Source organism: Caballeronia sp. S22 (assembly GCF_964261745.1).
In the GTDB taxonomy this organism is placed as follows: Bacteria; Pseudomonadota; Gammaproteobacteria; order Burkholderiales; family Burkholderiaceae; genus Caballeronia; species Caballeronia jiangsuensis.
Genome location: NZ_OZ180035.1, coordinates 1,795,324 through 1,818,837 on the forward strand (window position 1 = coordinate 1,795,324; position 23,514 = coordinate 1,818,837).

A 23,514-nucleotide genomic window follows, 5' to 3' on the forward strand; every position below is an offset into this window, starting at 1 on the left:
GCAAAGAAAGTGACTGCCGCCCCGCACAAGGGCAACACAAATAGACCGACACGAATACGGGATCCAGCGAAACCCAAAAACCAAAACCCCAAAAGCCCCCGGCTGCGGGCCAGCACCCCACATTTGGGCTATGATCAAACCCTACCCGCCGGAGCCAAAAAATGTCCCAAACCGCTAATGCGGCGCATCCCGAAGCTCAATCCAGCACCGAAACGCCCATTTCCCTGCCGTGGATCGAACGGCTAGTCTCCATCGATACAGTCAGCCGCAATCCGAACCTCGGCCTGATCGAAACCGTTCGCGACGAGTTGCGCCACGCAGGCATCGAAGCGACCATCACCAACGATCCGCGCGGCCAGTGGGCGAACCTCTTCGCCACGGTCCCGGCGCACGACGGCGAGACCAACGGCGGCATCGTGCTGTCAGGTCATACCGATGTCGTGCCGGTCGACGGTCAGGACTGGCAGAGCGATCCGTTCAAGCCCGAAGTCCGCGATGGCCTGCTCTACGGCCGCGGCTCGTGCGACATGAAAGGCTTCATCGGCGCGGCGCTCGCGATGCTGCCGAAAATGCAGGCGACGAAGCTCGCCAAACCCATCCACTTCGCGCTGTCCTACGACGAAGAAGTCGGCTGCGCCGGCGCGCCGCTGATGATCGCGGACCTGCAAAAGCGTGGCGTGAAACCGGACGGCTGCATCGTCGGCGAGCCGACATCGATGCGCCCGATCATCGCGCATAAAGGCATCAACACGTATCACTGCTGCGTGCGCGGGTTCGCCGCGCACTCGTCGCTGACGCCGAAGGGCCTGAATGCCATCGAATATGCGGCGCGGCTCATCTGTCACATCCGCGATCTCGTCGACGAGTTCCGCGCGAAGGGTCCGTTCGACGAGCTCTACGACGTGCCCTTCACCACCGGTCAGACGAGCACGATCAAAGGCGGCAACGCAATCAACACCGTGCCCGCCGAATGCAACTTCGAGTTCGAGTTCCGCAATCTGCCGACGATAGATCCCGACCAGATCTTCAGACGCATCGAGGCGTACGCGCACGACACGCTGCTGCCGAAGATGCTGAAGGAGCACGGCAACGCGGCCATCGAATTCACGAAGCTCGCGTCCGCGCCGGGCCTCGACGCCACCGAGCAGGCCGCGATCACGCAACTCGTGCGCGCGCTCACGCAAGATCAGGACAAGCACAAGGTCGCCTACGGCACCGAAGCAGGCCTGTTCGCCAATGCCGGCGTGCCGAGCATCGTGTGCGGTCCGGGCAATATCGAGCAGGCGCACAAGGCGAACGAGTACGTGTCGCTCGAACAGCTCGTCCAGTGCGAGGCGTTCCTCGGCAAGTTCATTCACAGCATGTCCGTCGAAGCACAGGCTCGCTGACTCTTCAGAACAAAAAGCCATGTCCACTGCCACGCAGCATTCCGACAATACGATCGACGGCACGCCGATTCCGACGCTCGACGAAATCGCCGAGCAGCACATGGCGCTCACGCCCTGGGTCGCGCGCACGCCGACCTTCGAGCGTCACGATTTTCCGACGCTCGAAGGCACACCGATCACGTTCAAGTTCGAACTGCTGCAGGCGAGCGGCACGTTCAAGGCGCGCGGCGCGTTCTCGAACATCCTCGCGCTTTCGGAAAGCGAACGCTCGGCGGGCGTCACCTGCGTGTCGGCGGGCAATCACGCGGTGGCCGTGGCCTACGCGGCGCAGCGCATGGGCGTGGGTGCGAAAGTCGTGATCATCAAGAGCGCGAGTCCGGCGCGCGTCGCGCTGTGCCGGCGCTTCGGCGCGGAAGTGGTGTTCGCGGAGAACGTCGCGGAGGCATTCGATGTCGTGCGACGCGTCGAAGCGGAAGAAGGACGCGTCTTCATCCATCCGTTCAACGGCTATCGCACGGTGCTCGGCACGGCGACGCTCGGCTACGAGTGGACCTCGCAAGCGCCCGATCTCGACGCCGTGATCCTGCCGATCGGCGGTGGCGGCCTCGCCGCGGGCGTATCGACGGCGATGCGTCTCGCGAATCCGTCGCTGCACGTCTTCGGCGTGGAGCCGGAAGGATCGGACGCGATGAAGCGCAGTTTCGAAGCGAATCACACGATCAAGATGGGCGCGATGCACGGCATCGCCGATTCGCTGATGGCCCCGCACACCGAGCAGTACAGCTATGAACTGTGCCGGCGGCATATCGACGACATCGTGACCGTGTCGGACGATGCATTGCGGCATGGCATGCTGCAACTCTTCAGCGAACTCAAGCTCGCGGTCGAACCGGCTTGCGCGGCGGCCACCGCCGCCCTGCTCGGCCCGCTGCGCGAGCGTTTGCAGGGCAAGCGCGTCGGCGTGCTGTTGTGCGGCACCAATACCGATCCGGCGACCTTCGCGAAACACCTGGCGAACGCCTGAAATGCGCGCGGCCCCGTACAGGGGCCGCGTTTCCATTCGTGTACTTTCTGGCGTTACATCACGCCCGCGAGCCTTCTGCGCTCGCTGCGCTGCATGAACGCATTCGCCGCGACCACACCGATCGTCACGAGCGCGATGAACAAGGTCGCGAGCGCATTCATCTCGGGATTCAGACCCAACCGCACCCGCGAGAACACGACGAGCGGCAGCGTGGTCGAGCCCGGGCCGGACAGGAACGCCGACAGCACGAGATCATCGATCGACAGCGTGAACGACAACAGCCAGCCGGCCACGAGCGCCTGCGAAATCAACGGCAGCGTGATCGAGAAGAACACGCGCAGCGGCGTCGCGCCGAGATCGAGCGCGGCTTCTTCCAGCGACGGATTCAACTCCCGCACGCGCGATTCCACGATGATCGCCACATACGAAATGCACAGCATCACGTGCCCGATCCAGATCGTGAAGAAGCCGCGATCGGGCCAGCCGATGAGCTTCGCCATTTCCACGAACAGCAGCAGCAGCGAAATGCCCTGAATGACTTCGGGAATCACGAGCGGCGCGTTGATCATGCCCGCGTAGAGCGTGAAGCCCTTGAAGCGTCCCATGCGCGCCAGCACGAAACCCGCCCACGTGCCGATGACGACCGACGCGCACGCCGTAAAGAACGCGATGCGCAACGACAGCCACGCCGCGTTGATCAGCTCGTCATCCGTGATGAGCGCGCGATACCACTTGAGCGACGGCTCCGTCCACACGGTGACGAGCGGCGAGTCGTTGAACGAATAGACAATGAGACTCAGGATCGGGATATAGAGGAACGCAAACCCGAGGCCGAGCGCGGTGATCTGCAATGGACGGCTGGGCTTGATCATCGCTTCTCCTCCAGTTGCTTCGCCTGGAAGTGCTGGAAGAGCGCCATCGGCACGAGCAGCAGCAGGACCATTGCGCAGGTGACGGCGGACGCCATCGGCCAGTCGGCGTTGTTGAAGAACTCGTTCCACATGACGCGGCCGATCATCAGCGTGTCCGCGCCGCCGAGCAGTTCAGGAATCACGTACTCGCCCACCGCCGGAATGAACACGAGCAGACAGCCCGCGATGATGCCGTTCTTCGACAGCGGCAACGTGATCTGCACGAACGCCTTCCACGGCTTCGCGCCGAGATCGTAGGCGGCTTCGAGCAAGGTCAGATCCATCTTCACGAGATGCGCGTAGAGCGGCATCACGAGAAACGGCAGATAGGAATAGACCATGCCGATATACACCGCGATATTCGTGTGATACAGCTCGATCGGCGAATGCAGCAGGCCGATCGACATCAGGAAATTGTTCAGCAGGCCGTTGTTCTTGAGAATGCCGATCCACGCATACACGCGAATCAGAAACGACGTCCAGAACGGCAGCATCACCGCCATCATCAGGATGTTGCGCGACGACGGATTCGAGCGCGCGATGTAATACGCCATCGGATAGCCGATCAGAAGGCACAGCAGCGTCGACACGGCCGCGACCAGCAGCGAGTTCATGTAGGTCGCGAAGTACAGGCTGTCCTGCACGAGGAACGCGTAGTGCGCGAAGTCGAGCGCGATATGCATCACGCCTTGTTCCATCGACACGAGATCCGTGTACGGCGGAATGCCGAGCTGGCTGTCCGCGAAGCTGATCTTCACGACGAGCAGGAACGGCACGAAGAACAGCAGCAGGAGCCACAGATACGGCCCGCCGATGACGAGCGTGCGCCCCGACACGCCCATGCGCTTGAGCAACTTCATCATGAGGTCAGCACCACGCCCGCGGACGCGCTCCAGCGCACGTAGACTTCGTCGTCGAAGGTGGGCGAATCGATCTCGCCGATCGCGAGGCTCGACAAATTCGCGACCACGACCTTGCCCGAATCGAGCGTCACGTGATAAAGCGTGTAGCCGCCCATGTACGCGATGTTCGACACCTTGCCGCGACCCCAGTTGTACGTGCCTTCGGGCGGCTTGCGCGTGAGCGCGATGCGTTCGGGGCGCACGGAGATCGTCACCGGCATGCCGAGCGGCCCGGTGATGCCGTGACTCACATAAAGACGCACGGGCAAATCTTGCGATTCGACGAAGACGTGATCCGGCTCGTCCTCCACGACATTGCCATCGAAAAGATTGGTCGAGCCGATGAACTGCGCCGAGAAGCGCGTGTTCGGATATTCGTAGACCTCGTGCGGCGTGCCGAGCTGCACGATCTGCCCTTCGCTCATCACGGCGAGGCGATTGGCCATCGTCATCGCCTCTTCCTGATCGTGCGTCACCATGATGCAGGTGACGCCGACCTGATCGAGAATGTTGACGAGCTCGATCTGCGTGCGCTGACGGATTTGTTTGTCGAGCGCGGACATCGGCTCGTCGAGCAGGAGAAGCTTCGGGCGCTTCACGAGACTGCGCGCGAGCGCGACACGCTGCTGCTGGCCGCCCGACAACTGATGCGGCTTGCGCTTCGCGAACTTCCCCATCTGCACGAGTTCGAGCGCGTTGTTCACGCGGTCCTTCAGCTCGCCGCCCTTCACGCCTTCCTGCTTCAGCCCGAACGCAACATTCGATTCCACGCTCATGTGCGGAAAGAGCGCGTAGGACTGGAACATCATGTTCACCGGCCGGTTATACGGCGGCATCTTCGCGAGGTCTTCGCCGTCGATCAGGATCTGCCCTTCGGTCACCGACTCGAGCCCCGCGAGCATGCGCAAAAGCGTCGACTTGCCGCAGCCCGAACTGCCGAGCAGCGCGAACAGCTCGCCCTTCTTCACCGACAGGTTGACGCCCCGCACGGCCGTCGTCTCGCCGAATTTTTTCACGACGTCGACGATCTGCACGAAGTTCTCGTCCGTGCCCTGGGCCGATGGAGAAATGCCCGGCTCGCGCCGGCCGGAATTAGGCGCTGCCTTCAACGCGCTCGACTGCTCACTCATGATTGCCTATTCGACTCCTGCTTCCATGCGATGCGATCACGAACAAAGCCCCCGGAGGTCCAGGGGCTTCGTCGATTCAAAAGAATAACCGGCTTTTGGGGTTCATCGGCCGGACTTGAATTCCGTCCAGAGCCGCGTCTGCAGGCGCTGGATTTCAGGCGGCAGCGGCTTCAGCAGGAACAGCGTCTTGATGACGTCCTGCGGCGGATACACGGCCGGATCGTTCGCGACGTCCTTGTCCACATACTTGCGCGCTTCCAGATTCGCGCTCGGGTAGTAGACCGCGTTCGTGATCGCGGCGTGAACCTGCGGCGTCTCGATGTAGTTGATCCACTCGTGCGCGGCGTCCTTGTTCTTCGCGTCCTTCGGGATCGCCATCACGTCGAACCATACGGGCGCGCCGCCCTTCGGAATGTAGTACTCGATCTTGAACGGCTTCTTCGCCTCGACCGCGCGATGCTTCGCGATCACGACATCGCCCGACCAGCCGTAGGTGAAGCAGATGTCGCCGCCGACCATGTCGTTGATGTAGCCCGACGAGTTGAACTGCGTGATGTACGGGCGGATCTTCTTCATCATCGCGAGCGCTTCGCGGTAATCGGCCGGATTCGTGCTCATCGGATCCTTGCCGATGTAATGGAGCGCCGCCGCGAACATCTGGTCCGGCGCGTCGAGCACCGAGACGCCGCACGCCTTCAGCTTCGAGATGTTCTCGGGCTTGAAGAGGATGTCCCAGTTGTTCAGTTCGGCGTTCGGCCCGAGAATCTGTTTGGCCTTGTCGACGTTGTAGCCGAGGCCCGTCGTGCCGTAGGCCCAAGGCACCACGTACTTGTTGCCCGGATCGGCGCCCTCGACGAGCTTCATCAGATCGGGATCGAGATACTTCAGGTTCGGCAGCTTCGACTTGTCGAGCGGCATGAAGATATTCGCGGCGATCTGCTTGCCCGCGTAATTGCTCGTCGGCACCACGATGTCATAGCCCGAACGGCCGGTGAGCAGCTTGGCCTGAAGGGTGTCGTCGCTGTCGTAGTTGTCGTACTTCACCTTGATGCCGGTCTGCTTGGTGAAGTTGGGAATCGTGTCCTTCGCGATATAGTCGGACCAGTTGTACACATTCAACTGCGTGTCCTTCGCGGATGCCGCGAGCGGAGTCAGCATCGCGACGCATGCCAGTGCGCCCGCCAGCTTGGCCGTGCGGCCCGCCAGTTTCTGGTTCATTTCGATTCTCCCTTGTTCCGACTTGTCACGGTGTCGCGCTGCGCCGGCCCGGCGCTTCGTCTCATCGCCGATCTGGCCGCGACTCCCTTAAAACCCCGAAAAACTACCATTAAACGCATGCCCGACAGAAAATAAAGAGTCGCGTGTCGCGCAAAATGTACACGCCCTTGCGCGGTGCGGCGACAGTCTTGCCAGGCGGGCTTCTCGACGGCTTCGCGCGACGCGCGGCCGGCAGGAAAGAGCGCGCATTTTAGCCCTTAATCGGCCCCGGCGGCACCTGATAAAACCACACTCGTCAAAAGGGGACGCGATCGCGTAAGCCCGATGCAATGTCATCATTCGCAATCGGCCTCCGGCGCCCGCGAATGGGCGCCCGCGCCTGACGAATAGCCAGCGGAACAGTTGTTGCGAGCCAATTCGACGTGCGCCGCGAAGTGCGGCGTCTTCTGAACCGGCAACGCACGCGCATACGACTGAATCGGCGCCGCCGTTGCATCGCTATTCGAGGCCGCTTTCCGCATGAACACCAATCCGTCCGTGCTCGCCCAGCTTTCCGCCGCGCCGTCCGACGCGCAGTCGCCCGCGGCGAGCCGCGAGGACCGCCGACGGGACCCGCGCCCGCACGGACGCTGGTATTCCTTCGCGGGCGCGGGCGCGCTCGTCGCCGTCGGCTACATGGATCCCGGCAACTGGGCGACGGCGCTCGCGAGCGGCGCGCGCTACGGCTACTCGCTGCTCTTCGTCGTGCTGCTCGCGAGCCTGATGGGCATGCTGCTGCAATGGATCGCGTCGCGCGTGGGTGTCGTGACCGGGCGCGATCTCGCGCAACTCTGCCGCGAGCGCTACAGCCGGCGCACGACGCTCGTGCTGTGGATCGCGTGCGAAATCGCGATCATCGCGTGCGATGTCGCGGAGGTCGTGGGCAGTGCGGTCGCGCTGCAACTGCTATTCGGCTTCTCGCTGACCGTGGGCGTGCTGATCTCGGCGGTCGCGACGTTCGCGATGCTTGCGCTGCAAAGCCGCGGCAGACGCCCGTTGCAGCGCGCCGTGACCGCGCTGATCTTCTTCGTGAGTTTCTGCTTTGTTGTCGAACTCGTGCTCGCACATCCGGTCTGGGGCGACGCGATGCGCGGGCTCGCGCCCTCGGGCAAGCTGCTGCGGGATGCCGGCATGCTCTGGCTCGCAGCGGGTGTGCTCGGCGCGACGGTGATGCCGCACAACCTTTATTTGCACTCGGCGCTCGTCAAGGACCACGCGGACCCCCGCGACGACGCGGCCATCGGGCGGGCGCTGCGCGGCGTGAACATCGACACGTTCGGCGCGCTCGGGCTCGCGTTCATCGTCAACGCGTCGCTTTTGGTGGTCGCGGCGGCCGTGTTCCACGCGACCGGCCATACGGACGTCGACGATCTCGCCGATGCGCACCGGCTCATCGAGCCGCTCGTCGGCAGCCATTGGGCGGGCGTCGTGTTCGCTGCCGCCCTGCTCGCCTGCGGCCTGAACGCGACGGTGACTGGCACGCTCGCCGGCCAGGCGGTCATGGAAGGCTTCTTGCGGCTGAAGATGGCGCGCTGGGCACGGGCGCTGCTAACGCGCGGTCTCGCGATCGGCCCGGCGCTCGTCGCGGTGGCGAGCTTCGGGCAGCACGGCTCGAACGCGCTGCTCGTCGCGACGCAGGTCGTGCTGAGCCTGCAATTGCCGCTCGCGGTGATTCCGCTCGTGCGCTTCGCCTCCGATGCCGGGCTGATGGGCCGCTGGCGCGTCGCGCGCGTGCCGCTCGCGCTCGCGTGGGCGTGCGCGGGCGTGATCGTCGCATTGAACGGCGCGATGCTGTGGCAGGCGGTGTTTCCGGGCTGAGCTTTCTGATTTCGTGTCGATTCGGGATCGTGACGCGGCTCGCGTTGTCAGACCGTTCTGGCGCTCGCCTCCGCCCAAAAACAGGACACAAACCATATGGCTCAAGGCCCACGATCGATTTTCTTTTCCGTCCGCGCACGCTCGCTTGCACTTCTTTTCGCCGCCATCGGCGCAAGCGGCGCGGCCCACGCGACCGTCGCGGTGCTTCAGCCCGCACGCGAAGCAGCCGCCTCGCAGCCGCTCGAACTGACGCTCCTCTACACCGACGATGACGCGAAACCCCTCACCGTCGACGTGCCCAAACAATTGACCGTGAATCTGACGAACGGCGATCTGCCGCCCGCGCCGCTCACGCTCGAACGCGACCCCAAGGTGCCGGACCGTCTGCGGCTCGCGCCCGGCCAATATCGCCGCGTGCGCTTTACCGCGCCTTGGCCGGAATCGGCGCGCGGGACGGTGAAGATCGATCCGGTCGGCTTCGATGCATCGCCGATGCTCGTCACGATCAATCGGAGCGACACGCAGACGCAAGTCGCCGCAGCCGAGCGTCGCGAGACGCAGGCGACGACACCCGCGCAGCTCGCGAGCGCCAGCGCCGCCGCCAACACCGCAGCCGTGCCGACGACCACCACCGACACGATGCTCTCCGGCCGCCTCTCCACCTTCGAGCCGATGTACTTCGCGGACGGCAAGAACGGCGACAACCTCGCGAAATTTCAGTTCAGCTTCAAATATCGCCTGCATCTGCCCGACGACCCGCGCTCGCGCGGCTTGCTGGACAATCTCTACTTCGGTTACACGCAGACGGCGATATGGAACCTCTCCGCCGAGTCCGTGCCATTCCGCGACATCAGTTTTCAGCCGCAACTGTTCTACTACGTGGAGGACACCGGCTGGAAGAGCGCGCTCTTCACGCGCATGGGCGTGTCGGCGGGTTTCGGACACGAGTCGAACGGCAGGAGCGGCGACGATTCGCGCTCGATCAACATTGCGTTCGTGCGCCCGACCTGGGATTTCGGCGACCTGAACGGCAACCACCTGACGCTGTCGCCGAAGTTCTATTACTACCTGTCGAAGTCGGGCAACGAGGACATCGCAAATTATCGCGGCTATGTCGATTTTCTCGTGAAGTACGGCAGCCCGGACGGATGGCAGCTCGCCACGACACTGCGCAAGGGTACGAAACACTGGTACGGCAGCGTCGATTCGCAGCTCACGTACCCGCTCGCGAAGCTGATCGGCAGCGCATGGGGCGGCTATCTGTTCGTGAGTTACTTCAACGGCTACGGCGAGGACATCCTCGATTACAACCAGCGAAATCACTGGATCGCGCGGATAGGCTACAGTATCGCGCGTTGAGTTTTTTTTACGAATTTGAACGCCGCGTTGTCGCCCTCTTTTCCGGCGATGATGCGGTCACGAGCCAGCCCAATGTCTTCGAATCTTCACGACCTGCCCGACAGCCCCTGTATCGGCGTGTGCTCCACGCTTTTCGACGAAGTCTGCAAAGGCTGCGGCCGCACCGCGGGCGAGGTGTCCAACTGGGTTTTCCTCTCTGACGAGGAGAAACGCGCGATCTGGACTCGCATCACGAACGAGGGCACGGCGATGCGGTTTCGGAACGACAGGCTCTGAGCGCAATGAAAAACGGCCCGCTCTTTCGAGACGGGCCGCTTCGATCAGTGCGTAAGCAGGAAGATCACTGAATCCCCTGGCTCGACAGAAAATCCTCGTAATTCCCGCCGAAATCGCGCAGCGTGCCATCGGTTTTCACTTCGATGATCCGGTTCGCCAGTCCGCTCACGAACTCGCGGTCGTGCGACACGAAAATCAGCGTGCCTTCGAACTTGTCCAGCGCGATCTGCAGCGACTCGATGGACTCCATGTCCATGTGGTTGGTCGGCTCGTCCATCATCAGGACGTTGTGACGGCCGAGCATCAGCTTGCCCCAGATCATGCGGCCCTTCTCGCCGCCCGACAGCACCTTCACGTTTTTCTTGATGTCGTCCGCATTGAACAGCAGGCGGCCGAGCGTGCCGCGCATCATCTGCTCGTCGTCGCCTTCCTTGCGATACTGGTCGATCCACTCGGTCAGCGTCTCGTCCTTCGGAAACTCTTCGTACGTGTCCTGCGGCATGTAGCCGACGTTCGCGTTCTCCGCCCACTTCACGGTGCCGTGATCGAGATCCAGCGCGCCCTTGAGCGACTTGAGCAGCGTGGTCTTGCCCGCGCCGTTCTCGCCGATGATCGCGATGCGCTCGCCCGGCTGCACCGAGAGGGAGAAGTTCTGGAAGATCGTCCGGTCGTACTTCTTCGTCAGATCCTCGGCCACGACCGCGATGTTATGCAGCTTCTTCTCGAACTCGAAGCGGATGAACGGATTCTGACGCGACGACGGCTTGAATTCCTCGATCTTGATCTTGTCGATCATCTTCAGGCGGCTGGTCGCCTGACGCGCCTTCGACTTGTTCGCCGAGAAGCGGCGCACGAAATCCTGCAGATCGGCCACGCGGTCCTTCGCCTTCTGGTTCGCCGCCTGCTGACGCTCGCGCGCCTGCGTCGACGCGAGCATGTAGTCGTCGTAGTTGCCCGGCCAGACCTTCAGCGTGCCGTAGTCCATGTCCGCCATGTGGGTGCAGACCTGGTTCAGGAAGTGTCGATCGTGCGAGATGATGATCATCGTCGAGTTGTACTGGTTGAGCACGTCTTCCAGCCAGCGGATCGAGTTGATGTCGAGGTTGTTGGTCGGCTCGTCGAGCAGCAGCACGTCCGGTTTCGAGAACAGCGCCTGCGCGAGCAGCACGCGCAGTTTCCAGCCCGGCGCGACATTGCTCATCGGGCCGTTGTGATCGTTGATGTTGATGCCGATGCCGAGCAGCAGTTCGCCCGCGCGCGCTTCGGCCGTGTAGCCGTCGTATTCGGCGAATTTGGCTTCGAGTTCGGCGGCGCGCATGTAGTCGTCGTCGGTGGCGTCCGGGTTCGCGTAGATCGCGTCGCGCTCGGTCATCGCGGCCCACATTTCCGTGTGGCCCATCATCACGACGTCGAGCACGCGCATGTCTTCGTACGCGAACTGATCCTGGCGCAGTTTACCGAGACGGACGTTCGGCTCCAGCATGACGTTGCCCGCACTCGGCTCCAGATCGCCGCCAAGAATCTTCATGAAGGTCGACTTGCCGCAGCCGTTGGCGCCGATCAAGCCATAGCGGTTTCCTTCGCCGAACTTGACCGAGATGTTCTCGAAGAGGGGCTTGGGCCCGAATTGCATGGTGATATTGGCGGTAGACAGCACGGCGCGTCCTTTTGAATGGGGTACGACGAAAAACCTAAGATTTTAGCAGCTTTTGGCGGGATTTAACGGGGGGCGAGGCTTGGAACCCGCGTTCGCCGCGCATCGAATGAAAAAGGGCGCGGTCCAGACTGGCCGCGCCCCGTGCGTCTTCGCGATAAATCCGCACGAGGCGGACGTGCCTCCCCGATCAGGTGCGCTCGGCGATGAAAGCCTTCACCACGCCCGCATCCGCAGGAACGATATCGAACCTTTGTGGCAGTTTTTCAAGTCCCGCGAACGCCGACGGCCGCTCGGGCTCGCGATTGAGCGCCTCGCGGATCGTCTCGCCGAACTTGATCGGCTGGGCGGTTTCCAGAACGATCATCGGCACGCCCGGCTTCAGATTCTCGCGCGCGACCTTCACGCCGTCGGCGGTGTGGGTGTCGATCATCGTCTGGTAGCGCTTGTACACGTCGCGGATGGTGTTCACGCGGTCGTCGTGATCGCTCTTGCCCGACACGAAGCCGAATTCCCGCACGCGCGCGAAATCGCCGCTCGCCGCGAGATCGAAGCCGCCCTTCTCCTCGACATCGCGGAACAGTTGCAGCACGCGCGCCGGATCGCGGCCGAGCAGGTCGTACACGAAGCGCTCGAAGTTCGACGCCTTCGAAATATCCATGCTCGGCGACGTCGTGTGATACGTCTCCGCCGCGCCGCGCACGCGATACACGCCCGACTTGAAGAACTCGTCGAGCACGTCGTTCTCGTTGGTCGCGACGACGAGTTGATCGATCGGCAAGCCCATCATGCGCGCGATATGTCCCGCGCACACATTGCCGAAGTTGCCCGACGGCACCGTGAACGACACGCGCTCGTCGTTGCTCGCCGTCGCGGCGAAGTAGCCCTTGAAGTAGTACACGACCTGCGCGACGACGCGCGCCCAGTTGATCGAATTGACCGTGCCGATCTTGTGCTTCGCCTTGTACGCGTGATCGTTCGATACGGCCTTCACGATGTCCTGACAGTTATCGAAGTTGCCCTCGACGGCCAGATTGAAGATGTTCGGGTCCTGCAGCGAGAACATCTGCGCGGTCTGGAACGCGCTCATCTTCCTGTGCGGCGACAACATGAAGACGCGCACGCCGCTTTTGCCGCGCATCGCGTATTCGGCGGCGCTGCCGGTGTCGCCCGAGGTCGCGCCGAGGATGTTCAGCGTCTCGCCGTGCTTCGCGAGCGCGTACTCGAACAGATTGCCGAGCAGTTGCATCGCCATATCCTTGAAGGCGAGCGTCGGGCCGTTCGAGAGTTCCAGCAGCGACAAGGTCGTGCCGTTTTCTTCGCCGAGCGTCTTGAGCGGCGTGATCTGCACGGCGCTCTCTTCGTGGCGCACGTTGCTGTACACCTGCGCGGTGTAGGTCTTGCGCGTGAGCGAGCGCAGGTCTTCGGCAGGAATGTCATCGCTGAACTTCGACAGCACTTCGAATGCGAGATCCGCATACGACAGCGTGCGCCAGCGCGCGAGTTCATCGGCCGATACGCGCGGATATTCCGCCGGCAGATACAGGCCGCCATCTTTCGCCAGGCCGCCGAGAAGAATGTCCGAGAACGTGTGGCGCTCGTTGCTGCCGGCGCCGCGCGTCGAAATGTAGTTCATCTTGCTTGCCCTTAGTTGAGCGCTTCCATGCGCAGCTTCGTCACCTTCGAAACGACCGTGGACAGCGCTTCGATCTCCGCGATCGCCGCGTTCACGTTCTTCTCCACCGTTTCGTGCGTGATGAGGATGATGTCGGTTTCGCCCTTGTTCGCGCCGTCGACTTCTTCCGATTCCTTCTGCAGCAACGCGTCGATGGAGATGGCCTTGTCCGCGAGAATGCGCGTGATGTTCGCGAGCACGCCTGTTACGTCCGCGACGCGCAGGCGCAGGTAATAGCCGCTCGTGACTTCGTCGATCGGCAGGATCGGCGTGTTCGAGAGGCTATCCGGCTGGAACGCCAGATGCGGCACGCGATGCTCCGGATCGGCCGTGTGCAGGCGCGTCACGTCGACGAGATCGGCGACGACGGCGGAAGCGGTCGGCTCCGCGCCCGCGCCCTTGCCGTAGTACAGCGTGGTGCCGACCGCATCGCCATGCGCGACGACCGCGTTCATCGCGCCTTCGACGTTCGCGAGCAGGCGTTTGGCGGGAATCAGCGTCGGATGCGTGCGCAATTCGATGCCCTTCTCCGTGCGCCGCGCGATGCCGAGCAGCTTGATGCGATAGCCGAGGTCCTCCGCGTAACGAATGTCGATGGCCGCCAGCTTGCTGATGCCTTCCACATACGCGCGATCGAACTGCACCGGCACGCCGAACGCGATCGCGCTCATGATCGTGACCTTGTGCGCGGCATCGACGCCTTCGATATCGAAGGTCGGATCGGCTTCGGCGTAACCGAGCTCCTGCGCGGCCTTCAGCGCGGTCGCGAAGTCGAGGCCGCGGTCGCGCATCTCCGAGAGAATGTAGTTCGTCGTGCCGTTGATGATGCCCGCGATGTACTCGATGCGATTCGCCGTCAGCCCTTCGCGCAGCGCCTTGATGATCGGAATGCCGCCCGCCACCGCCGCTTCGAACGCGACCATCACGCCCTTCGCGCGCGCGGCTTCGAAAATCTCCGTGCCGTGCACCGCGAGCAGCGCCTTGTTGGCCGTCACGACATGCTTGCCGTTGGCGATCGCGCGCAGCACAAGCTCGCGCGCGAAGCCCGTGCCGCCGATCATTTCGCACACGATATCGATGGAAGGATCGTCGACGACCGCGCCAAAGTCGTCCGTCACCGCGATGCCTGCCTGCTTCGCGGCCTCGGCCTTCGCCGGCGTGCGCACCGCGACGCGCGCGATTTCGATGCCGCGTCCGGCGCGTCGTTTGATTTCTTCCTGGTTACGGCGCAGCACCGTGAAGGTGCCGCTGCCGACCGTGCCGAAGCCCAAGAGTCCTACTTTGATCGGTTCCATGCAGGGCGAGTCTTTAAAAGAGAGATTAAGCGGAATGTCGTTTGCGATAGCCGTCGAGGAAGCGCGCGATGCGGTTGATCGAATCCGCGAGATCGTCGACGTTCGGCAGGAAGACCACGCGGAAGTGATCCGGTGTCGGCCAGTTGAAGCCCGTGCCCTGCACCAGCAGCACACGCTCCTCGAGCAGCAGGTCCGTGATGAACTGCTGGTCATCCTGGATCGGGTACATCTTCGGATCGAGCTTCGGGAACATGTAGAGCGCGGCCTGCGGCTTCACGCAGGTCACGCCGGGAATGGCCGTGAGCATGTCGTAGGCGAGCTCGCGCTGTTTGTAGAGGCGTCCGCCCGGCACGATCAGGTCGTTGATGCTCTGATAGCCGCCGAGCGCGGTCTGGATCGCGTACTGGCCGGGCACGTTCGGGCACAGCCGCATCGACGCGAGAATGCCCAGGCCTTCCAGATAATCCTTCGCGCGGCGGCGGTTCTCTTCGATCAGCCCGGAAATCGCCATCCAGCCCGCGCGATAACCGCACGACCGGTAGCTCTTCGACAGGCTGTTGAACGTGACAGTGATCACGTCCTCGGACAGCGCGGCCATCGACGTATGCGTTTCGCCGTCGTAGACGATCTTGTCGTAGACCTCGTCCGCGAAGATGATCAGCCCGTGCTCGCGCGCGATGCCGATCAACTCGCGCAGCAACTCGTCCGAGTACAGCGCGCCCGTCGGATTGTTCGGGTTGATGACGACTAGCGCCTTGGTGTTCGGCGTGATCTTCGCGCGGATGTCGTCGAGATCGGGCATCCAGCCGTTGCTCTCGTCGCACATGTAGTGGCGCGGCGTGCCCGACGACAGGCTCACGGCGGCCGTCCACAGCGGATAGTCCGGCGCGGGCAGGAGCACTTCGTCGCCGTCGTTCAGGAGCGCCTGCATCGCCATCACGATCAGCTCGGACGCGCCGTTGCCGATGTAGATGTCGTCCAGTTCGACGCCCGTCACGCCCTTTTGCTGCGTGTAATGCATGATCGCCTTGCGCGCGGCGAACACACCCTTCGAATCCGAATAGCCCGACGATCCCGGCAAATTGCGGATCATGTCCTGAATGATCTCGTCCGGCGCCTCGAAACCGAACGGCGCCAGATTGCCGATGTTCAGCTTGATGATGCGGTGGCCTTCTTCTTCAAGGCGCTTCGCGTGTTCGAGCACGGGCCCGCGAATGTCGTAGCAGACGTTTTGCAGCTTGTTGGATTTGAGAATCGGTTTCACGGCTGGCGCTCTGGGTCTGGGTGTTGATGCGGACTGGTTGTTCTGATGTCGCTCAGGTGCTGCTCGGCATTCGGGCGGACAGCCTCGCGCGCGGACAGCGGACGGGCGTTGCGATGAAAACCGGACTTGAAGCCTGAAGGCGGCTCGCCCGGACGACTCGCGCGTTCCCGAGCGCCGAACGATGCATTTTAGACGCCGCGCCAGGTAGGGCATGGGCGATGCGGACCGGATTGCGTGTCGGAGGCGGCTTGTGGCGGCACGCGAGCGCAACGGAATGGCGCACGAGCAAGCCCGGCGGCCGAAAAGTTATAATTTACTGATTATGGCCCAGTTCCGCAATGCACCAAAGGAACGCGTCTGACCAGTCCTTCGCCGTTGCCGCAGACCCTGGGCCGTCACCCTTTCTCTTGCCGGATCATCGTTTTGAAACTGCACCAGGAATCCAACAAGGCGCTCAATACCATCACGAGCTACGGAGACGGTTTCGTGGCGATCAATCTCGAAAGCCACGAAGGCAGCGTGATCGTCATGCCCGAGACGCCCGTCGTGGCGTGGCCGGTGTCGTCGTTCGAGGCGCTCACGTCCGAACATTTCGATGCGCTCGTCCAGGCGGCGCCGGAAGTCGTCATTTTCGGCAGCGGGTCGCGGCTGCGCTTTCCGCATCCGCGGCTCACGGCTCAACTGGCGAAACGGCGCATCGGCGTCGAGACGATGGACTTCGGCGCGGCGTGCCGCACCTACAACATTCTGATGTCCGAGGGCCGGCGCGTGGCGGCCGCGCTCCTGATCGAAGCCTGAGGAAAGCCTAAGAAAATGCTAAGGAAGCGGTGGCAGACTTCCGCCGCTCATCCGCCATCGGCGCGCGCCCGCGCCCGCCGCGTACCGAATTTAAAGAATGCGGGCCGGCTGTGCGCTACACTCCCGCCCGGCGTGGGTGTTCGGTGGGCATTCGGCGGAGTCGCTTCGGACGTAGCGCGCCGCAACTCGCGAACTCACAGCGAAAATGCATGCCTGAGCAGGCGCGTACTGTAGTCTCACGCAGCCCGCGATCATCGCCCATTTCGTTTCACTAGCGCCGCGCATCGCGGCATCGGACAGGTCGACTTCATGAACGATACGCCTTCCCGGCTACCGCTCACGCGTCTTTCGCTCATTCTTCTCGTACTCGCGCTCGCGATCATCTGGTTCGCGCCGCTTGGCTATCGTCATCTCGTGCCGAGCGACGAAGGCCGCTACGCCGAAATGGCGCGCGAGATGTTCGTGACCGGCGACTGGATCACGCCGCGCTACAACGGCTACAAATATTTCGAAAAGCCGCCGCTGCAAACCTGGGCGAACGCGCTCTCGTTCGCGTGGTTCGGCATCGGCGAATGGCAGGCGCGGCTCTATACGGCGCTCACGGGCTTCGCGGGCGTGCTGCTCGTCGGCTACACCGGCACGCGCGTATTCAACGCGATGACGGGCTTCGCCGCCGCGGTCATCCTCGCGACCTGCCCGTACTGGAACCTGATGGGCCACTTCAACACGCTCGACATGGGCCTGTCGTTCTGGATGCAACTGACGCTCTGCGCGCTGCTGCTCGCCCAGCGCCCCGGCCTGCCGACGCGCGAAGTGCGCCTGTGGATGTGGCTCTGCTGGGCCGCGATGGGCGCCGCCGTGCTGTCCAAGGGACTGGTCGGACTGATCCTGCCGGGCGCGGTTCTCGTCCTGTACTCGCTCGTCTCGCGGGACTGGGCGCTCTGGAGGCGGCTCTACATCGGCAGCGGGTTGATCGTATTCCTGATCGTGACCGGTCCCTGGTTCGCGCTCGTCCAGATGAAGAACCCGGAATTCTTCAACTTCTTTTTCATCGTTCAGCAGTTCAAGCGCTATCTGACGCCCGAGCAGAATCGTCCGGGCGCGTTCTACTACTTCGTGCCCGTGCTGATCGTCGGCTTTCTGCCGTGGCTGTCGATCACCTTTCAGAGCGTGCGTCACGGCCTGAAGACGCCGCGCCAGCCGAACGGCTTCGCGCCGGTCACACTGCTGCTCGTCTGGGCCGCGTTCATCTTCCTGTTCTTCAGCGCGTCGCACTCCAAGCTCGTTTCCTACGTGCTGCCGGTCGCGCCCGCCATCGCGCTCGTGATCGGGCTCTATCTGCCATCGCTCACGCAGGCGCGCTACCGCATGCATCTGATCGGCTATGCGGTCTTTCTCGTCGCGGCGGCATTCGGCGCCATCTTCATCGGCCGCGCGGGCAGCGCCAACACGCCGAACGTGCTGTATCGAGAGTTCCAGATCTGGGTGTACGCGGGCCTCGCCGTTGCGTTCGTCGTGACGGTGTTCGCGATCTGGCTGAACCGGCGCAGCGTGCTCGCGGGCGCGGCGGGCCTGGGCGCGGCGTGGCTGCTGCTCGGCACGATCGCAGGCTCCGGCCACGACGTCTTCGGTACGGAAAGCTCCGGTGTGCGGCTCGTGCCCGCCGTCAAAGCCGCGATGGCGAAGCTGCCGCCCGACACGCCGTTCTATGGGGTCGCGAAGCTCGATCACACGATGCCCTTCTACCTCGGCCACACCATGATCATGGTCGCGGAGGCCGACGAACTGGGCTTCGGCGTGCGCACGGAACCGCAGAAATGGGTGCCGAGCATCGACGAGTGGATCAAGTTGTGGGATTCGCAACGCTACGCGCTCGCGCTGATGTCGCCGTCCCGTTACGACGAACTGAGCGCGCGCCACGTGCCGATGCAACTGATCGCGCGCGACGAACGCCGCGTGATCGTGGAAAAGCCGCAGCCGTGAGCCTCGTCATCTGTTTCAGCGGCGATGTTGCGCCGCACGATCGTTCGGCATTTGCCGCTGAACCGAGTATCCTTGTTCCGCATTTGAAAAACGCGCGATGAACCCGATTTCCTTTATTTGCATCGTCATCGGCGTATCGTTGAACGCGTGCGCCCAGCTGCTGCTCAAAGCCGGCGTGAATGCGGTGGGCCATTTCGACTTCACGCCCGCCAACATTCTGCCCGTCGGCTTAAAGATTGCGACGCAGTGGCCGATCATCGGCGGGCTCGCGTGTTATGTGCTGAGCGTCGTCGTGTGGATCGTGGGGCTGTCGCGCGTGGATGTATCGATCGCCTATCCGATGCTCTCGCTCGGCTACGTCGTCAATGCGTTCGCCGCGTGGTATCTGTTCGGCGAAGTGCTGTCGATGCAGCGGCTCATCGGCATCGGCATCATCCTGATCGGCGTGGTGGTGCTCGCGCGCGGCTAGTTCGTCGAATCGAAGCGTCGTGCAGATCAATTCATTTTTAAACGCATAGTCCAATGACTCAAACAACGCGGCTGTTTCTGCCTTTCGTGAAGCCCGAGATCGACGAGGAAACCATCCAGGGCGTGGTCGACGTGCTGCGCTCGGGCTGGATCACGACGGGACCGCAGAACCAGCAGTTCGAGGCCGAACTGTCGGCGTACGTCGGTGGCCGTCCGGTGCGGGCGTTCAATTCGGGCACGTGCACGATGGAAATCGGCCTGCGCATCGCCGGCGTGGGTCCGGGCGACGAAGTCATCACCACGCCGATGACCTGGGTGTCGACCGCGAACGTGATCCTCGAAGTGGGCGCGACGCCGGTGTTCGTCGATATCGATCCGCTCACGCGCAACATCGACCTGAACCTGCTTGAGCGCGCGATCACGCCGCGCACCAAGGCGATCATGCCGGTCTATCTGGCGGGTCTGCCCGTCGACATGGACAGGCTCTACGAGATCGCGCGCGCCCACAAGCTGCGGGTCATCGAGGACGCCGCGCAGGCGTTCGGTTCGAGCTGGAAGGGCAAGCGCATCGGCGCGATCGGCGACATCGTGTCGTTCAGCTTTCACGCGAACAAGAACGTGACGTCGATCGAAGGCGGCGCGCTCGTGCTCAACAACGAGGACGAAGCGGAACTGGCGCGCAAGTATCGCCTGCAAGGCATCACGCGCACGGGCTTCGACGGCATGGACTGCGACGTGCTCGGCGGCAAGTACAACCTGACGGATGTGGCCGCGCGCGTCGGGCTCGGCCAGTTGCGGCAGATCGAGCGCTTCACCGAAAAGCGCCGCGAACTCGCGCGCGCGTACTTCGAAGCATTCGAAGGCGGCGCGGCGGTCAAACTCGGCGCCGGCCTGCCGACGAAGAATTTCACCGACAGCAACTGGCACATGTTTCAGATCGCGCTGCCGCTCGAAAAGCTCAGGCTCTCGCGCGCGGAGTTCATGGCCGAGATGAAGGAACGCGGCATCGGCACGGGTCTGCACTACCCGGCGCTGCATCTCTTCACGCTGTATCGCGCGCGTGGCTTTAAAGAAGGCATGTTTCCGCATGCGGAGCGCTACGGCGCATCGACGGTCACGTTGCCGCTCTTCACGCTGATGAGCACGGACGATGTCGAACACGTCGTGAAATCAGTCGACGAAATCTGCGAACAGTTCGCGCACAACGGGTAACCAGCAAGGACACTCAGCCCAATATGAGTCATTTGGATTTTCCGGCGACGTCTCCCGAGCTTTCGGTGATCATCCCGGTGTACAACGAGGAAGACGGCCTCGCGGCCCTCTTCCAGCGCCTGTATCCCGCGCTCGACGCGCTCGGCACGTCGTACGAGGTGATCTTCATCAACGACGGCAGCCGCGACAAATCGGCCGCGCTGCTCGCACAGCAATTTCACGTGCGGCCGGACACCACGCGCGTGATTCTGCTCAATGGCAATTACGGCCAGCACATGGCGATTCTCGCGGGCTTTGAACAGTCGCGCGGCGAAATCGTCGTCACGCTCGATGCCGACCTGCAGAATCCGCCCGAGGAAATCGCCAAGCTCGTCAACAAAATGCGCGAGGGCTACGACTACGTCGGCACCATTCGTCAGCAGCGGCAGGACAGCCTGTGGCGCAAGAAAGCGTCGCGCGCGATGAACCGCCTGCGCGAACGCATCACGAAGATTCGCATGACCGACCAGGGCTGCATGCTGCGCGCGTACAGCCGCCATATCATCGATACGATCAACCGCTGCGGCGAGATCAACACCTTCATTCCGGCGCTTGCGTACACGTTCGCGCAGAACCCCATCGAAGTCGATGTCGCGCATGAAGAACGCTTTGCGGGCGAGTCGAAGTATTCGCTCTACAGTCTCATTCGCCTGAACTTCGATCTCGTCACCGGCTTCTCGGTGGTGCCGCTGCAGTGGCTGTCGTTCATCGGCGTGATCCTGTCGGTCGGCTCGGCGGGTCTCTTCCTGCTGCTGTTGATTCGCCGCTTCATGTTCGGCGCGGAAGTTCAGGGTGTGTTCACCCTCTTCGCCATCACGTTCTTCATGCTCGGCGTGATCATCTTCGCGCTCGGGCTGCTCGGGGAATACATCGGGCGCATCTATCAGCAAGTGCGCGCGCGGCCCCGCTATCTCGTCCAGACGATCCTCGAACAGCGCGACGGCCTGCCCACTGCGATCAAGCCGCTGCAGGAATCCGTGCAGCACGTGGCCGTCGTCACGCGCGAGGAAGACGGCCGATGAAGCCGCGCGCAGTCGTCTTCGCCTATCACAACGTCGGCGTGCGCTGTCTGCAGGTGCTGCTCGCACGCGGCGTCGATGTCGCGCTCGTCGTCACGCACGAGGACAGCGCGAGCGAGAACATCTGGTTCGGCAGCGTCGCGCAGGTTGCGGCGGAGCACGGCATCGACACGATCACGCGCGCCGATCCCAAGTCGCCCGAGCTGTACGACACGCTGGAAAAGATCGCGCCGGACTTCATCTTCTCGTTCTACTACCGCCACATGCTGCCGGTTTCGCTGCTCTCGCTCGCGCGGCGCGGCGCGTACAACATGCATGGCTCGCTCCTGCCGAAGTATCGCGGCCGCGTGCCGACGAACTGGGCGGTGATCAACGGCGAGACCGAGACCGGCGCGACGCTGCACGAAATGGCGGAGAAGCCCGATGCGGGCGCGATCCTCGCGCAGACGCCGGTGCCGATTCTCCCCGACGACACCGCCGCGCTCGTGTTCGACAAGACCGTGGTCGCTGCCGAGCAGACGCTCTGGCGCGTGCTGCCCGCGCTGCTCGCGGGCGAAGCGCCGCATCTGCCGAACGATCTCGCGTCGGGGAGCTATTACGGCGGGCGCAAGCCGGAAGACGGCCGCATCGACTGGTCGCAGCCCGCGCAGCGTGTCTACAACCTGATCCGCGCGGTCGCGCCGCCGTATCCGGGCGCGTTCACGGATATCGGCGCGGACCGTTTCATCGTCGCGCGGGCGCGGCTCGTGCCCGAAACCGGCGCGCCCGGCCTGTCCTCCGAAAGGCTCGGTGAGTTGCGGGGTTTGCCCCCGGGCCTAAGCGTGGCGGATAATGCGCTGTTCGGCGTCTGCGGCGATGGCCGCGTCATCGCCATCCACGAGTTGCGCCATCGGACGCTCGGCCCCGATTCGCAACCCGTGGACGAAGAGCGCCCCGTCGATCCCGCCGAATTCGGCCGCATCATTCAATCCTCTCGTCATTCATGAAAAAAGTTCTGATCCTGGGTGTCAATGGCTTCATCGGCCATCACCTGTCCAAGCGCATCCTCGAAAACACCGACTGGGAAGTCTTCGGGATGGACATGCAAACCGATCGCCTGGGCGACCTCGCGAATCACGAGCGGATGCATTTCTTCGAAGGCGACATCACGATCAACAAGGAGTGGGTCGAGTATCACGTGAAGAAGTGCGACGTGATCCTGCCGCTCGTCGCCATCGCGACGCCCGCGACTTACGTGAAGCAGCCGCTGCGCGTGTTCGAACTCGACTTCGAAGCGAATCTGCCGATCGTGCGTTCGGCCGTGAAGTACGGCAAGCATCTCGTGTTTCCGTCGACCTCCGAGGTCTACGGCATGTGCACGGACGAGCAGTTCGATCCGGAAAACTCCGTGCTCTCCTACGGTCCCATCAACAAGCCGCGCTGGATCTACGCGTGCTCGAAGCAGTTGATGGACCGCGTGATCTGGGGCTACGGCATGGAAGGGCTGAACTTCACCCTCTTCCGTCCGTTCAACTGGATCGGCCCGGGCCTCGACTCGATCTACACGCCGAAGGAAGGTTCGTCGCGCGTCGTGACGCAGTTCCTCGGCCATATCGTGCGCGGCGAGAACATCAGCCTCGTCGACGGCGGCGCGCAGAAGCGCGCGTTCACCGACATCGACGACGGCATCGGCGCGCTGATGAAGATCATCGAGAACAAGGACGGCGTGGCGTCGGGCAAGATCTATAACATCGGCAATCCGACGAACAACTTCTCGGTGCGCGAGCTGGCGAACAAGATGCTCGCGCTCGCGAACGAGTTCCCCGAGTACACGGACACCGCGAAGAAGGTGCAGCTCGTCGAGACCTCGTCGGGCGCGTACTACGGCAACGGCTATCAGGACGTGCAGAACCGCGTGCCGAAGATCGACAACACGATGCAGGAACTCGGCTGGGCGCCGCAAGCGTCCATGGACGACGCGCTGCGCAAGATCTTCGAAGCGTATCGCGGCCACGTGGGCGAAGCCCGCAAGCTCGTCGAACAGTCGTAAGCGAGGGAACCGC

At 63.1% G+C, this 23,514-nt stretch carries 20 protein-coding genes; 12 read left to right on the forward strand and 8 right to left on the reverse strand.

The genetic code is table 11. From position 1 onward, the window contains the following. Window positions 1-161: 161 nt before the first annotated feature. Both argE and ACEN42_RS08390 read left to right on the forward strand, forming a co-directional pair. Window positions 162-1,388 carry an acetylornithine deacetylase gene (gene argE / locus ACEN42_RS08385; RefSeq protein WP_371879692.1) on the forward strand — a complete coding sequence of 409 codons (1,227 nt, stop codon included), beginning with the start codon at window positions 162-164 and terminating at the stop codon, window positions 1,386-1,388. Between the two features lie 19 nt (window positions 1,389-1,407). Further along, entirely contained in the window at window positions 1,408-2,412 is a 1,005-nt protein-coding gene (locus ACEN42_RS08390; protein ID WP_187604801.1) for a threonine/serine dehydratase, read from the forward strand. Between the two features lie 53 nt (window positions 2,413-2,465). Here the strand turns inward: ACEN42_RS08390 and ACEN42_RS08395 are convergent, their stop codons facing one another. The 4 genes from ACEN42_RS08395 to ACEN42_RS08410 all read right to left on the reverse strand — a co-directional run bounded on the left by ACEN42_RS08395 (window position 2,466) and on the right by ACEN42_RS08410 (window position 6,573). Beyond that, window positions 2,466-3,281 carry an ABC transporter permease subunit gene (locus ACEN42_RS08395; RefSeq protein WP_238215740.1) on the reverse strand — a complete coding sequence of 272 codons (816 nt, stop codon included), beginning with the start codon at window positions 3,279-3,281 and terminating at the stop codon, window positions 2,466-2,468. Continuing rightward, window positions 3,281-4,186: an ABC transporter permease subunit gene (locus tag ACEN42_RS08400; protein ID WP_187604802.1), complete on the reverse strand. Its 906-nt coding sequence runs from the start codon at window positions 4,184-4,186 to the stop codon at window positions 3,281-3,283. The genes ACEN42_RS08395 and ACEN42_RS08400 overlap by 1 nt, the downstream gene beginning before the upstream one ends. After that, on the reverse strand, window positions 4,183-5,355 hold the full coding sequence (locus ACEN42_RS08405) for an ABC transporter ATP-binding protein (RefSeq protein WP_238293722.1): 1,173 nt from the start codon (window positions 5,353-5,355) through the stop codon (window positions 4,183-4,185). The genes ACEN42_RS08400 and ACEN42_RS08405 overlap by 4 nt, the downstream gene beginning before the upstream one ends. A 102-nt stretch (window positions 5,356-5,457) precedes the next feature. After that, the gene (locus tag ACEN42_RS08410) at window positions 5,458-6,573 is read right to left on the reverse strand and encodes a polyamine ABC transporter substrate-binding protein (RefSeq protein WP_187604804.1); all 1,116 of its coding nucleotides are present in this window, start codon (window positions 6,571-6,573) and stop codon (window positions 5,458-5,460) included. 519 nt (window positions 6,574-7,092) lie between these two features. Between ACEN42_RS08410 and ACEN42_RS08415 the strand changes: the two genes are divergently transcribed. The 3 genes from ACEN42_RS08415 (at window position 7,093) to ACEN42_RS08425 (ending at window position 10,065) form a co-directional block, all read left to right on the forward strand. Beyond that, on the forward strand, window positions 7,093-8,430 hold the full coding sequence (locus ACEN42_RS08415; protein WP_238215631.1) for an Nramp family divalent metal transporter: 1,338 nt from the start codon (window positions 7,093-7,095) through the stop codon (window positions 8,428-8,430). Window positions 8,431-8,526: 96 nt separating this feature from the next. After that, entirely contained in the window at window positions 8,527-9,789 is a 1,263-nt protein-coding gene (locus ACEN42_RS08420) for a phospholipase A (protein ID WP_371879693.1), read from the forward strand. 72 nt (window positions 9,790-9,861) lie between these two features. Then, window positions 9,862-10,065, forward strand: a complete 204-nt coding sequence (locus ACEN42_RS08425; protein ID WP_371879694.1) for a DUF1289 domain-containing protein — start codon at window positions 9,862-9,864, stop codon at window positions 10,063-10,065. Window positions 10,066-10,129: 64 nt separating this feature from the next. Here the strand turns inward: ACEN42_RS08425 and ACEN42_RS08430 are convergent, their stop codons facing one another. The 4 genes from ACEN42_RS08430 to ACEN42_RS08445 all read right to left on the reverse strand — a co-directional run bounded on the left by ACEN42_RS08430 (window position 10,130) and on the right by ACEN42_RS08445 (window position 15,953). Further along, window positions 10,130-11,722: an ABC-F family ATPase gene (locus ACEN42_RS08430; protein WP_238215624.1), complete on the reverse strand. Its 1,593-nt coding sequence runs from the start codon at window positions 11,720-11,722 to the stop codon at window positions 10,130-10,132. A gap of 187 nt (window positions 11,723-11,909) precedes the next feature. Next, window positions 11,910-13,355, reverse strand: a complete 1,446-nt coding sequence (gene thrC / locus ACEN42_RS08435) for a threonine synthase (protein ID WP_371879695.1) — start codon at window positions 13,353-13,355, stop codon at window positions 11,910-11,912. Window positions 13,356-13,366: 11 nt separating this feature from the next. Beyond that, a complete protein-coding gene (locus ACEN42_RS08440) occupies window positions 13,367-14,689 on the reverse strand; it encodes a homoserine dehydrogenase (RefSeq protein WP_187604810.1) in 1,323 nt (440 codons plus the stop codon). A gap of 25 nt (window positions 14,690-14,714) precedes the next feature. Next, window positions 14,715-15,953 carry a pyridoxal phosphate-dependent aminotransferase gene (locus ACEN42_RS08445; protein ID WP_371879696.1) on the reverse strand — a complete coding sequence of 413 codons (1,239 nt, stop codon included), beginning with the start codon at window positions 15,951-15,953 and terminating at the stop codon, window positions 14,715-14,717. Window positions 15,954-16,376: 423 nt separating this feature from the next. Here ACEN42_RS08445 and ACEN42_RS08450 point away from each other — a divergent pair, with 423 nt between their 5' ends. The 7 genes from ACEN42_RS08450 (at window position 16,377) to ACEN42_RS08480 (ending at window position 23,501) form a co-directional block, all read left to right on the forward strand. Beyond that, a complete protein-coding gene (locus ACEN42_RS08450) occupies window positions 16,377-16,751 on the forward strand; it encodes an Mth938-like domain-containing protein (protein ID WP_371879697.1) in 375 nt (124 codons plus the stop codon). 309 nt (window positions 16,752-17,060) lie between these two features. Further along, window positions 17,061-18,734, forward strand: a complete 1,674-nt coding sequence (locus tag ACEN42_RS08455; protein ID WP_371879698.1) for a glycosyltransferase family 39 protein — start codon at window positions 17,061-17,063, stop codon at window positions 18,732-18,734. A gap of 97 nt (window positions 18,735-18,831) precedes the next feature. Further along, window positions 18,832-19,203 (forward strand): SMR family transporter, encoded by a 372-nt coding sequence (locus ACEN42_RS08460; RefSeq protein WP_187604814.1) that lies wholly within the window; start codon window positions 18,832-18,834, stop codon window positions 19,201-19,203. 53 nt (window positions 19,204-19,256) lie between these two features. Continuing rightward, window positions 19,257-20,414 carry a DegT/DnrJ/EryC1/StrS family aminotransferase gene (locus tag ACEN42_RS08465; RefSeq protein ID WP_371879699.1) on the forward strand — a complete coding sequence of 386 codons (1,158 nt, stop codon included), beginning with the start codon at window positions 19,257-19,259 and terminating at the stop codon, window positions 20,412-20,414. Window positions 20,415-20,437: 23 nt separating this feature from the next. Continuing rightward, the gene (locus ACEN42_RS08470) at window positions 20,438-21,475 is read left to right on the forward strand and encodes a glycosyltransferase (RefSeq protein WP_035498746.1); all 1,038 of its coding nucleotides are present in this window, start codon (window positions 20,438-20,440) and stop codon (window positions 21,473-21,475) included. Next, window positions 21,472-22,458, forward strand: a complete 987-nt coding sequence (locus ACEN42_RS08475) for a formyltransferase (protein ID WP_371879700.1) — start codon at window positions 21,472-21,474, stop codon at window positions 22,456-22,458. The genes ACEN42_RS08470 and ACEN42_RS08475 overlap by 4 nt, the downstream gene beginning before the upstream one ends. Beyond that, the gene (locus ACEN42_RS08480; protein ID WP_371879701.1) at window positions 22,455-23,501 is read left to right on the forward strand and encodes a bifunctional UDP-4-keto-pentose/UDP-xylose synthase; all 1,047 of its coding nucleotides are present in this window, start codon (window positions 22,455-22,457) and stop codon (window positions 23,499-23,501) included. The genes ACEN42_RS08475 and ACEN42_RS08480 overlap by 4 nt, the downstream gene beginning before the upstream one ends. Window positions 23,502-23,514: the final 13 nt, after the last annotated feature.